This is a genomic window from Klebsiella michiganensis (genome assembly GCF_015139575.1).
In the GTDB taxonomy this organism is placed as follows: Bacteria; Pseudomonadota; Gammaproteobacteria; order Enterobacterales; family Enterobacteriaceae; genus Klebsiella; species Klebsiella michiganensis.
In genome coordinates, this window is sequence record NZ_AP022547.1 from 4733019 (window position 1) to 4745596 (window position 12578).

Annotated in this window: 8 protein-coding genes and 1 tRNA gene; 4 read left to right on the plus strand and 5 right to left on the minus strand. The window is 53.6% G+C overall.

Features of this window, described 5'->3' with window-relative positions:
* Positions 1-36: 36 nt before the first annotated feature.
* Entirely contained in the window at positions 37-1089 is a 1053-nt protein-coding gene (gene phoE / locus JLG71_RS22245) for a phosphoporin PhoE (RefSeq protein ID WP_004129421.1), read from the minus strand.
* Between the two features lie 290 nt (positions 1090-1379).
* Between phoE and proB the strand changes: the two genes are divergently transcribed.
* From proB to JLG71_RS22265, 4 genes are all read left to right on the plus strand, one after another.
* Positions 1380-2483: a glutamate 5-kinase gene (proB, locus tag JLG71_RS22250; RefSeq protein WP_004848066.1), complete on the plus strand. Its 1104-nt coding sequence runs from the start codon at positions 1380-1382 to the stop codon at positions 2481-2483.
* A 10-nt stretch (positions 2484-2493) separates the two neighbouring features.
* Positions 2494-3747, plus strand: coding sequence for a glutamate-5-semialdehyde dehydrogenase (gene proA, locus JLG71_RS22255; protein ID WP_116280263.1), 1254 nt, complete (start codon positions 2494-2496; stop codon positions 3745-3747).
* Between the two features lie 112 nt (positions 3748-3859).
* A tRNA-Thr gene (locus tag JLG71_RS22260) sits at positions 3860-3935 on the plus strand.
* 531 nt (positions 3936-4466) lie between these two features.
* Entirely contained in the window at positions 4467-6434 is a 1968-nt protein-coding gene (locus JLG71_RS22265; RefSeq protein WP_116280910.1) for a hypothetical protein, read from the plus strand.
* Positions 6435-6976: 542 nt separating this feature from the next.
* Here the strand turns inward: JLG71_RS22265 and hutG are convergent.
* From hutG to hutU, 4 genes are read right to left on the minus strand one after another with little or no spacing between them, the layout of a single operon-like run.
* A complete protein-coding gene (gene hutG, locus JLG71_RS22270) occupies positions 6977-7786 on the minus strand; it encodes an N-formylglutamate deformylase (RefSeq protein ID WP_116280912.1) in 810 nt (269 codons plus the stop codon).
* A complete protein-coding gene (hutI, locus tag JLG71_RS22275) occupies positions 7779-8987 on the minus strand; it encodes an imidazolonepropionase (protein ID WP_116280913.1) in 1209 nt (402 codons plus the stop codon). The genes hutG and hutI overlap by 8 nt, the downstream gene beginning before the upstream one ends.
* 11 nt (positions 8988-8998) lie before the next feature.
* A complete protein-coding gene (locus tag JLG71_RS22280) occupies positions 8999-10393 on the minus strand; it encodes a purine-cytosine permease family protein (RefSeq protein WP_025107235.1) in 1395 nt (464 codons plus the stop codon).
* A gap of 52 nt (positions 10394-10445) precedes the next feature.
* Entirely contained in the window at positions 10446-12122 is a 1677-nt protein-coding gene (gene hutU, locus JLG71_RS28480; protein WP_227630944.1) for a urocanate hydratase, read from the minus strand.
* Positions 12123-12578: the final 456 nt, after the last annotated feature.

The window sequence follows — 12578 nt, forward strand, 5'->3', positions numbered from 1 at the left end:
ACCACGGCGGCTTTATTGTTTTTTACCGGCGACGGCTTAGAACTGGTAGGTCATACCGACAGCGACGATATCGTCATCGTTGATCCCGAGCTTATTATCGCTCTTCAGCTGGTTGATTTTGTAATCCACAAAGGCGTTCATGTTTTTGTTGAAGTAATAGGTCACGCCAACGTCAATGTAGTTGACCAGGTCTTCGCTCCCCACGCCCTCAATATCCTTGCCTTTTGACAGCACGTAGCCCAGGGACGGACGCAGGCCGAAATCGAACTGGTACTGCGCCACGGCTTCAAAGTTCTGCGCTTTATTGGCAAAACCGCCGCTGATTGGCGTCATTTTGCGGGTTTCGGAGTACATGGTCGCCAGGTAGATATTATTGGCGTCATATTTCAGGCCGGTCGCCCAGGCTTCCGCTTTTTTACCCGTGCCGCGGGCCAGCAGGTTCTGATCGTTCGTGCGATCGGAGCTGGTGTAGGCCGCGCTGACGGCGAAGTCGCTGCCGCCGAAGTCGTAGCTTAAGGCGGTACCGAAGCCGTCGCCGTTCTGTTTCTTGGCTTCACGGCCTTCGTTTTTACCCTGATATTGCAGAGTCAGGTCCAGGCCATCCACCACGCCGAAGAAGTCGGTATTGCGGTAGGTTGCCAGGCCGCTGGCGCGTTTGGTCATAAAGTTATCGGTCTGCGCGGAAGAGTCGCCGCCGAATTCCGGGAACATATCGGTCCAGGCTTCGACGTCGTACAGCGCGCCGAGGTTACGACCATAGTCAAATGAACCGTAGTTTTTGACTTTCACGCCGGCGAACGCCAGACGCGTTTTCTGCGAAGAGTCGCTTTCAGTTTTGTTGCCGGAGAACTCCGATTCCCAGCGGCCGTAGCCGGTCAGATCGTCGTTAATCTGCGTTTCGCCTTTGATGCCGAAACGAACGTAGGTCTGGTCGCCATCTTTGCTGTCATAGTCGCTCATATAGTGCATCGCTTTGACTTTGCCGTAGACGTCCAGTTTATTGCCGTTTTTATTATAAACTTCTGCCGCCTGCGTAGCCGAAGAAGCAATAAGACCCATCATCATTAATGCCAGTGAGCTCTTTTTCATTATTCAGTCCTGGTGATTTATTTATACGCGCTAATCAATTCCGGGCGGAAGCCCCGTCAAAAACTGCAGGTTTTTTAACGCTCTAATATTAAAAATTTATGACAATATGGAACTTTTTCTAAAAAAGGGTATTAAATTATTTCCGTCATGAATGTGTCACACTTCCCCGCCAGAATGCCCGATCCGCGCAATGAAGTGGTTCGTCCACCACGCCAGGTGTTGGCAAGCGGGCTGACTCCTGTTACAACATCAACTCGATATCGAAACTCCTTTTTGAACGGCAGAGAATCATGAGTGATAGCCAGACGCTGGTGGTAAAACTGGGCACCAGTGTTTTAACGGGCGGATCCCGCCGCCTGAACCGCGCCCATATCGTTGAATTAGTGCGCCAGTGCGCGCAGCTGCACGCGATGGGTCATCGAATTGTGATAGTCACCTCCGGGGCGATCGCCGCCGGACGTGAGCACCTCGGCTACCCGGAACTGCCCGCGACCATTGCGTCGAAACAGCTGCTGGCGGCGGTCGGCCAGAGCCGTCTTATCCAGCTGTGGGAACAGCTGTTTTCTATTTATGGTATTCACGTCGGCCAGATGCTGCTGACCCGCGCCGATATGGAAGACCGCGAGCGTTTTCTCAACGCCCGCGATACCCTGCGCGCGCTGCTGGATAACAATATCGTGCCGGTCATTAATGAAAATGACGCCGTGGCGACCGCCGAGATTAAAGTCGGCGATAACGATAATCTTTCGGCGCTGGCGGCGATTCTCGCCGGCGCCGATAAACTGCTGCTGCTGACCGATCAGCAAGGCCTGTTCACCGCCGACCCGCGCAATAACCCGCAGGCCGAGCTGATTAAAGACGTTTACGGCATTGATGACGCACTGCGCGCCGTCGCGGGCGATAGCGTGTCCGGTTTAGGTACCGGCGGTATGGGCACCAAACTGCAGGCCGCCGACGTCGCCTGCCGCGCGGGCATCGATACCATCATCGCCGCCGGTAGCCGTCCGGGGGTGATTGGCGACGTGATGGAGGGCATCTCCGTCGGGACTCGCTTCCACGCCCAGGAGTCGCCGCTGGAAAACCGTAAGCGCTGGATTTTCGGCGCGCCGCCGGCGGGCGAAATTACCGTGGACGCCGGCGCGACCCAGGCAATTCTCGAACGCGGCAGCTCCCTGCTGCCGAAAGGGATTAAAACCATCACCGGCAACTTCTCGCGCGGTGAAGTGATCCGCATTCGCAGCCTTGAAGGCCGCGATATTGCCCACGGCGTCAGCCGCTATAACAGCGATGCGCTGCGCCGCATTGCCGGGCAGCACTCGCAGCAGATCGATGCCATTCTGGGCTATGAATACGGCCCGGTCGCCGTCCACCGTGACGACATGATTATCCGTTAAGGAGCTGAAAATGCTGGAACAAATGGGCATTGCTGCCAAAGCGGCCTCGTACAAACTCGCGCAGCTTTCCAGCCGCGAAAAGAACCGGGTGCTGGAAAAGATTGCCGACTATCTTGAAGCGCAGACCGACGCGATCCTGCGGGCTAACGCTGAGGATCTGGCGGAAGCGCGCGCCAACGGTTTGAGCGAGGCGCTGCTTGACCGCCTGGCGCTTAACCCGGCGCGCCTGAGCGGAATTGCTAACGATGTTCGTCAGGTCTGCAGCCTGGCGGACCCGGTCGGTCAGGTGATCGACGGCGGTCTGCTGGACAGCGGCCTGCGCATTGAGCGTCGCCGCGTGCCGCTGGGCGTGGTGGGCGTAATTTATGAAGCCCGTCCGAACGTGACCGTCGACGTCGCCTCTTTGTGCCTGAAAACCGGCAACGCGGCGATTCTGCGCGGCGGTAAAGAGACCTGGCGCACCAACGCCGCCACGGTGAAAGTGATTCAGCAGGCGCTGCAGGAGTGCGGCTTACCGGCGGCCACCGTGCAGGCGATTGAGAGCCCGGATCGCGCGCTGGTCGGCGAGATGCTGAAGATGGATAAGTATATCGATATGCTGATCCCGCGCGGCGGCGCAGGTTTGCATAAGCTGTGCCGCGAGCAGTCGACGATCCCGGTGATCACCGGCGGTATCGGCGTCTGCCATATTTATATCGACCACTCCGCCGACGTTGCCGAAGCGCTGAAGGTTATCGTTAACGCCAAAGTGCAGCGCCCGAGCGCCTGTAACTCGGTCGAAACGCTGCTGGTGCATCAGGATATCGCCGAACGCTTCCTGCCCGCGCTGAGCAAGCAGATGGCGGAAAGCGGCGTCAGCCTGCACGCCGATGCGGCCTCCCTGCCCGCGCTGCAAAACGGCCCGGCCAGGGTAGAGCCGGTGAAAGCGGAGCAGTATGACAATGAGTATCTGTCGCTGGATCTGAACGTGAAGGTGGTGGCCGATCAGGATGAAGCGGTAGCGCATATTCGCGAGCACGGCACCCAGCATTCTGACGCCATCCTGACGCGCACCCTGGGCAACGCGAACCGCTTTATCAACGAGGTGGATTCCTCTGCGGTGTACGTCAACGCCTCTACCCGCTTTACCGACGGCGGCCAGTTTGGCCTCGGCGCGGAAGTGGCGGTCAGCACCCAGAAGCTGCACGCGCGCGGCCCGATGGGCCTGGAAGCCCTGACGACCTATAAGTGGATTGGTTTCGGCGACGATACCATTCGTGCTTAATGCTAATTGGGTGATGCAAAAGTAGCCGTTTGATTCGCAAGGGCATTGACGCATCACCCACTTAGTTTTAACCTTCTATCCCGTGCTTACGCTCGTCAGCACGTCTTGCAGGGCCGATATAGCTCAGTTGGTAGAGCAGCGCATTCGTAATGCGAAGGTCGTAGGTTCGACTCCTATTATCGGCACCATCTTTTCTAGTAAAATCATCTGGTTACTGTTTATTTTTTGTTTTTTAACACGAATGTGCATTTTTGCGCGTTGTGAGTGTGGCAAAATTGTGGCAGGTACAGTGAGATTGTTTGTGGCCCAATGCAAGGGTATGCTAACAGCATGTCTTACCTTGAAGCTCCCCTCTATCTTGTGTTTTGAGCAATATTACTACTTTGATGGCTTCTGGTTACGGATGTTGTCAGGCCAGCTCACGGCCTGCACGGATGGGGCGAAAGGATGTTCCTACAAGAACATACATTCAAACACGTTTAGTCGTCCAGTTGGGTATTTGCATTCCCTTGACTACCCACTTACGTTTTACTTGGTCATCTCTAACAAAAAAATGCATCCAATACCCTGCTATTGACAGGCAGCTTTGAGCGAAGATCGGACGTTGTCGCATACACTGAACTCACTGATTTTTCACTATGTATGGGAGTGGCAGATTTGAATGCAAAAGGGGATAATGAAATTTTTCTTATGCCAACCTCTTGGGGTAGTTGAACAAAATGACAGAATTTGAAATAAATAGTCCGCTGCTTCATCTCGCTTTGCTTGAAACGCTAAAGCGAGACGATATAAAAGATGAAATAGATTTGTTTCTACCCTTTATTGCAGTAACTGCATCAGAAATTGGCAAGTCAGTTATAAATGAGAGTGATATACAGGATAAGCTCCAGCAGAGTTTTGGGTTTAAGCCTCCATTGGCCGCGGTGAAGGTCTTGATGACACGAGCTAAAAAAAGAGGACTTCTAATCCGCGAAAATTATGCTTTTATTCCTGTTCACGATAAAATAACTGAATGGAAAAATGGCTTCGAGCATAAAAAAGAAGATGTGGAAACATCCCTTGCAAGTCTCAAACAAGAATTTATCCGTTTTACGGAGACCAACTTTTCGAAAAAACTCTCTGGCAGTGAAGCTGAAAAACTAATTACCGAGTTTATTGAAGTGAATGTCAGCAGCGTGATTAGCCACAGAGCTTATCAAAGAATGGAACTTGCTGATCGCATTAAAAACACTAACCATGTTATCGCATCTTTTATAAGTCACATTCATCGCAATCAGCCTGGAGTGCTTGAGCATTTCAGTCGGTGTGTCAAAGGAATGTTACTAGCTAATTATCTATTTTATGCGGATAAAGCTACAGACAAGAAATCCTATAAAGGAATTACCGTTTACCTTGACTCTCCTATAGTCATAGGAATGCTAGGATACAGCGGACGCCAAGCCAAAGAAGCATATACAGACTTTTTGAACCTTTTGAAATCACTAGGAATTGAAATTGTTATTTTTGACCGCACGCTTAGTGAAATCGAGGGTCTGCTTTACGCCTGGAAAAATGACATTTCACGGAAACGTTATGAACGTTTTAATACGAAAACGTTAGAATGGTTGAGGGCGCAAGGTTATGACGCAGAACGTATTGATACTGATCTTAAGCTTTTAGAAAGTAACATCTCTAAACTTGGTATCGATATTAAGCTCGGTTTTAGTCCTAAGGCAATGTATCAATGTGATGAAGCAAAACTGCAAAGTGCTATTGGTAGAGCTTTTCGGCGAGATAAAAATCTAGAGCACGATACTGTTTGCATTTCCCGTGTACACAATATGCGGGAAGGTAAAATAATTAATAACCTCAGTCAGTCTTTTAGTGTTTTTGTCACCCCCAATACTGGCCTAGTCAAGGAGGCTAATGATTTTTTCCGACATGAAACTAACCGCCAGGCTATTCCTGTGGTCGTTTCAGAACAATGGATGACAGCCATGTTCTGGCTAAAAAAACCGGACATTTATGCTCGGCTGCCTCAAGAGCAGCTTCTTTCAACAGCCTACAGCTTATTGTATACCGATGATCGCTTCTGGGAAGCTTTCATCGGTCGTCTTGAGAAACTTGAAAAACGCGGAGATATTACTCAGGATGAATTTCTTCAAATCCGCTGGGATAGTGATCTTCTCCGACTTGTCCATGATGTTTCTGTTGATGTAGGAGAAGATTTTTCCGAGGAAGATGTTTTCGACGTTGTTAATACTATCAAGAGAAAACATGAGGAAAAACATCAAAGTGATATGGCAGAACTTGAAGACCGCAGTCGCTCTGAAATTGAGACTGTACGTCAAGAAGCATCTACGCAACTTCAGGCCATTAGTCAGGAAAAACAAGTTGCGGAGGTAAGAATTGAATCTCTAGAGCGCAAAATACGTAAGGTGAGTGCGTTTCTGGCTGGATCAATAGCCTGGTTTTTCAGTGGATTGCTTGTTTTCGCTCTTTGTCTGGCAGCTGTGAAAGGTATTCCTGATGAAATGCAGCCAGCTTTGTTCAAAAGCGAACTATTTAAAGGTAATCTAGTCGGGCTTACCATAGTCATTACCTTAATATTCGGATTGATAAGCAGCGTTACAGGGATAGATTTAGCTGTTTGCCATAAGTACATAAAAGCAAGAATGGAAAAATGGTTTTTGTCCTTATTTAATTAACTTTTACGACATGGTTAGGTTGTTAATCAGTTCGACCTAACCACACATTTTTAGATTTTAAGGTAGGATAAACGTCCGCTTCTGGCACAGAGCTGCTGTTGCAGCCCTGACAACCTTAGACCTCTATCGATTCAGAAATCTCTAACGCATCATCGACTTCAATGCCCAGATAACGGACTGTGCTTTCCAGATTCTTATGACCCAACAGAAGTTGAATCAACCGAAGATTCTTGGTTTTCTGTTTCCACCTGGCAGTACAGCCAGGCGATGAGGAAAGCAAGTGGGACCGCCTCACGTCCCGCAGAAGACGGTTCATGAATCCCGCTCAGTCCTGGTATTGTGAAAAGCCCCTTTCCGCAAGGAAGGGGGCAGTTCAGAAAGACGGAGATATAAGGGGGGTCCGCTAACGGCCCGCATTCCCCCTCTCTTCAGAAGAAGCCAGGCAGGCGGTAAGGCGTCGCTTTATTTGACCTTTCTTATCGCCTTCGGCTGTTTTACAGACTTTTTGGATGCCTGTGTCTTCAGCTTTTCAATATACGAGTTCACATTCCGGGCTCGCCGTACTGCTCTCGTCCCCACTGCAACGCAGTATTAATCAACCTCTCCAGCAGTTGTTGCGCCTGCTGCCCTTTCTCCGGAAGATAAGCAAAACTCTCCTCATCCATATAGCAGCACTGGGCCATTTCTAGCTGAACAGCATGAATATGGTTGACGGGATCGCCATAGTGACGGGTGATATATCCGCCCTTAAAGCGGCCATTGAGTATCCGGCTATACTGCGGGAACGCATTGCAGCTTGCCAGCAGCGCCTGGCTGAGCTGCGTCGAACAGCTGGCGCCGTCCGCCGTACCAAAGTTCAGATCCGGCAGGCGCCCTTCAAACAAGCGCGGCACCACGGACTTGATCGAGTGCGCATCCCACAACAGCGCATAGCCAAATTTCTCACGCAGGCGTGCCAGTTCAGCGGCAAGCGCCTGGTGATAAGGCTGCCAGACCTGTTTTAGTATCGAGTCCTTCGCCGCCGCGTCAGGCGCACCGCCCGGCACGAACAGGGCTTCGCCGTCAAAAAAGATATCGGTAAACAGCCCGGTTGTCGCCGTGCTGTAAAGCGGTTTATCATCCGCCGGGCGATTGATATCCACCACATAGCGGGAATAGCGGGCGCATAACGTGCTGGCCCCCATGTCCGCGATGGTCTGATAGAGCAAGGGAATATGCCAGTCGGTATCTTCCAGACGCTTCGCCCTCGGCGTGAGCCCCTGGGCGACTTCGGGGGTTAATAACGTTCCCGGGTGGGGCATACTGACCAGCAGCGGCAGGTTCCCCTGCTGCAAATCAAACGCCTTAATCACAATAAACCTCCTTACCTTGATAAATCACCTGTTTCGAAAGGGAGCCTCCCAGCCAGTAGCTTAGCTCCGCCGGATAAGCGATATCCCACGCCACGAAGCTGGCCTCTTTTCCGGCTTCCAGAGAACCACAAACGGTATCCAGCCCCAGCGCCTTCGCGCCGTTAAGCGTCACGCCAGCCAACGCCTCTTCCGGCGTCATGCGGAATAGCGTACAGGCCATATTCATCATCAGACGCAGGGACAACACCGGCGAGGTGCCGGGATTTAAATCGCTGGCGAGGGCAATCGGCACCCGGTACTGACGCAGCAGATCCAGCGGCGGTAGCTGTTTCTCACGCAGGAAGTAATAGGCGCCCGGCAGCAGCACCGCCACCGTCCCATGGCGTGCCATTGCGGCGATATCTTCTTCGCACAAATATTCCAGATGATCCGCCGACAGCGCATGGTAGCGAGCGGCCAACGCCGCCCCATGCTGTAGCGTTAGCTGTTCAGCATGGAGCTTCACTGGCAGCCCCAGTTCCCGGGCCTTCTGAAAGACCCGCTCCACTTGCGAGGGCGAAAATGCCAGGTGTTCGCAGAACGCATCCACCGCATCCACCAGCCCTTCCTGATGCAGTTCCGGCAGCAGTCGTTCGCAAATATAGTCAATCCAGGCATCCGCCCGCTCCTGATACTCGACGGGCACCGCATGGGCCGCCAGGCAGGTACTGCGCACGGTCAGCGGCAATATGTCGCCTAAACGGCGGATCGCCCGCAGCATTTTACGTTCGTTAGCCAGATCCAGGCCGTAGCCGGATTTGATCTCCAGCGCCGTTACGCCGTCCCGGCACAGCTCCCGGATACGCTGCCGCGCGCTCTCCAGCAACTGGCTTTCGCTGGCCTGTCGCGTGGCGTTGACTGTACTGGCGATCCCGCCGCCGCCAGCCGCGATCTCCGCATAGCTCGCCCCCTTGAGACGCATTTCAAATTCCCGGGCCCGGTCGCCGCCAAACACCGCGTGGCTATGACAATCCACCAGTCCCGGCGTGACCACTCTGCCCTGCAAATCCACCCGCTGCGCAACGGGTAAGTCCGGCAATTCTGCCCGGTTCCCGACCCATAACAGCACTGCGCCGTCGGTCAGCATCGCGCCATCGTCAAGCAACTGATAATGCCCTGCGGCCATGGTGGCGATCCGGCAGTTGTGCCAAAGGGTATACATGGCGCTCTCCTTTAACGACTGATGGCGGCGCCAGCCGCCGCTGCGGACTGCGCTTTGCGCAGGACATAGTAGAGCCCCGCCGGTAGCGCCAGCCCAATAAGCCAGGAGATATCGATACCGCCCAGCATCTTCACGAATGGGCCGGAATAGAATCCACTATCAATAAACGGCGTCTGTACCGCCACTCCAACGAGATAAACCCCGAGCCCCGTCACATTCCACGCCCGATATTTCCCGTTCGGATCGTTCAGCGCCTCCATGTCTATCGCCTGATGGTTGAAGAAATAGTAATCCACCAGGTTAATCGCGCTCCACGGTGTAAAGAAAGTCAACAGGAACAAAAGGAAGGATTTAAAAGCCGACAGGAAAGAGTGTTGCCCGATAATCGCGATAGCGGTCGCCAGGGTAATAATCATCGCCAGCACCAGCAGACGTACCGACTGGCTTACGCGCACTCGCTGCTTCCCGCAGCTGTACACCGTCGCCAGGCACATCAGGCTGCCGTAGGCATTCAGGGTATTGATCGTCAGTTTACCAAACGCGATGCTCAGATATAACAGCGTGGCAATCGCGCCGGTGCCGCCCAGGCCGACGATATAGTCCACCTCATGACCGACCAGTTTTCCCTGAGAGAGAGCGGCAGCCAGCACCCCGACGGTCATGGCGATTTGCGCGCCAATCACCGAACCGCTCCCGACGGCGAAAAAGACCTTCCCGGGAGAGGTGCTGCGTGGTAGATAGCGGGAATAATCGGCAACATAGGGGCCAAAGGTGATCTGCCAGGAAGCCGCAAGGCCGGTGGCGGTTAAAAACGTACTCCAGCTAAAGGGTCGGATACTCAGCAGGTCGCCAATAGCCGGAAAGGAACTGATTTTCCACAGCAGGTAGATAAACGCGATAATCCCCACCAGGCTCGCCAGCTTACCCAACAGGTGGATCAAACGATAGCCGACATAGGCGATAACCAGCGTGGCGGCAGCAAAAAGCAGAATGCCGCTGGTTTCCGTAGTATGGAAAACCGCTGAGATCGCCTGGCCGGACAGCACCGCCCCGGTGGCGATAAAGCCAAGGTACATCAGGCAGACCAGCAGAATCGGCAGGCAGGCGCCGTAGACGCCGAACTGTACCCGGCTGCTGATCATCTGTGGTATCCCCAGCTGCGGCCCTTGCGCGGCATGCAATGCCATCACAATCCCACCGGCAATCTGCCCCAGCATAAGACCGGCCAGCGACCAGAAAACATCCCCGCCGAATACAATAGTTAATGCGCCAGTGACCATGGCGGTGATTTGCAGGTTAGCCCCCAGCCACAGGGTGAACTGGCTAAAAATGCTACCGTGGCGTTCACCGTCAGGGATGGGTTCAATAGAACGTGTTTCGATGTATGTTGTGTTGTTATTATTCATGGCAGCACTCCGGTGAGGCGAAGGGGATACATTGCCCCCTTCGCCGGAGAAATTAGTCCGCAATCATTGGCAAGTTGAGTCCTTGCTCTCTGGCGCATTCAATCGCGATGTCATAACCCGCATCCGCATGGCGCATCACACCGGTGGCCGGGTCGTTGCTCAGCACCCGGGCGATGCGCTCCGCCGCTTCATCGCTGCCGTCGCATACAATGACGACGCCGGAGTGCTGGGAGAAGCCCATCCCTACGCCGCCGCCATGGTGCAGGGAAACCCAGGTCGCGCCACTGGCGGTATTCAGCAGCGCGTTCAGCAACGGCCAGTCGGAGACCGCGTCGGAGCCGTCCTGCATCGCTTCCGTTTCGCGGTTAGGGCTGGCAACGGAGCCGGAGTCAAGATGATCGCGGCCGATCACGATCGGTGCCGACAGCTCGCCGCTGCGGACCATTTCGTTAAACGCCAGGCCCAGCCGGGCGCGCTGTCCCAGGCCGACCCAGCAGATCCGGGCCGGCAGCCCCTGGAAGCTGATGCGCTCTCTGGCCATATCCAGCCAGTGGTGAAGGTGTTCGTCATCGGGTATCAGCGCTTTAACTTTCGCGTCGGTGCGGTAGATATCCTGCGGATCGCCGGAAAGCGCCGCCCAGCGGAATGGGCCAATTCCCCGGCAAAACAGCGGACGAATATAGGCGGGAACAAAGCCTGGGAAGTCAAAAGCGTTTTCCACCCCCATCTCTTTCGCCATCTGGCGGATGTTGTTGCCGTAATCGAAGGTGGGAATGCCCTGCTGCCTGAAGGCGAGCATGGCTTTAACGTGTTCGGCCATTGAGGCTTTCGCCGCGTGGATCGTCTCCACCGGGTGGGACTGCGCGCGAGCGCGGTAGTCTTCCCAGCTCATGCCCAGCGGCAGATAACCGTTGAGGGGATCGTGTGCGCTGGTCTGGTCGGTCACCATATCCGGGCGCACGCCGCGTCTTACCAGCTCCGGTAAAATTTCCGCCGCGTTGCCATGCAGCGCGATGGATACCGCTTCTCCTTTTGCGGTATAGCGGGCGATGCGGGCCAGGGCGTCATCCAGGTCGCTCGCCTGCTCATCGACATAGCCGGTACGCAGACGGAAGTCGATACGCGACTGCTGGCATTCAATATTCAGCGAACAGGCTCCCGCCAGGGTTGCGGCCAGCGGCTGAGCGCCGCCCATGCCCCCCAGACCCGCAGTCAGCACCCAGCGTCCGCGCAGGCTACCGTTATAGTGCTGGCGCCCGGCTTCCACAAACGTTTCGTAAGTGCCCTGAACAATGCCCTGGCTGCCGATGTAGATCCATGAGCCGGCCGTCATTTGCCCGTACATCGCCAGACCTTGTGCATCAAGCTCGTTGAAGTGCTCCCAGTTTGCCCAGTGCGGTACGAGGTTGGAGTTGGCGATCAGCACCCGCGGGGCGTTGTCGTGGGTTTTGAAAACCCCCACCGGTTTACCGGACTGGATCAACAGCGTTTCATCATCATTGAGCTGCTTCAGGGTCTCAACGATCTTGTCGTAGCATTCCCAGTTGCGGGCCGCCCGGCCAATACCGCCGTACACCACCAGCTCTTTTGGATTTTCGGCGACATCAGGATCCAGGTTGTTCATCAGCATGCGCAGCGGCGCCTCTGTGAACCAACTTTTTGCGTTCAGCTTAGTGCCTCGCGGGGCTCTGATTTCAACATCGCGAAAACGGGTTGCTTGTTTACTCATGCGCTTTACCTTCTTATCCGTTACCTGTCATATGTTAATTAATTGTTAGTTTTGTTATTTGCATTTTAATTGTATATACATGATAAGCATATTGGATGCCAGGTTAGAAATTAATTTATAAAATCAATAAAATTCAACAAATTAACATAAAAACAGAAGGACATACTGCGCTATACACTCGTGAACACACCGTGATAATGGGCCATTATGGTGCAAAAATACAGCTCTTCGCCTTATTTTTGTGCACCAAAACATCACAAAAAGATAACACCAGTGCATTTTCTACCTCGTCATGACTTCTTATCTCGCCATAGACAGCAGTACCAGATAACGCAAACACACCCTAATCAATTGTTTTAAAATCACTAAATAACCATTTCATTGCATACCCCTCTGGCAGTGGCACAAGTTTTGCTAGTTGTACATACAAGATTATACATAGCAGCATTTTGTCGC